1 protein-coding gene is annotated in these 249 nt (G+C 51.4%); it reads left to right on the top strand.

The features are described 5' to 3' along the window. Nucleotides 1–58 precede the first annotated feature (58 nt). The coding region (locus tag L9G74_RS24520) for a hypothetical protein (RefSeq protein WP_238898871.1) at nt 59–249 on the top strand (191 nt) is incomplete at its 3' end.

The raw sequence follows: 249 nt of genomic DNA, 5'->3' as shown, positions 1-249 counted from the left end.
AGAGGCCATTGTGGATCACCAAGGCACTCGAAAACCCTACAGTGTCCAGGAAATGTCAATGCAATCGACAAGCAACCTGACCATCAAATGGACATTCAGAGGCAAACCTAAGAATCCAATCTTCGCAACCATCGGAGGAGACCTGATCGTCTCTGTTACCTCACAGTTCGTATTGAACCAGATTAGCGGCCAAGTGCTCGAACAGGTCGACTCATGGGACCTCTCTGCCTCGTCTCCTCCTGCCCAGGC

It is taken from the genome of Shewanella electrica, from assembly GCF_022321485.1.
Taxonomy (GTDB): Bacteria; Pseudomonadota; Gammaproteobacteria; order Enterobacterales; family Shewanellaceae; genus Shewanella; species Shewanella electrica.
This window is presented reverse-complemented; position numbering and strand designations above follow the sequence as displayed.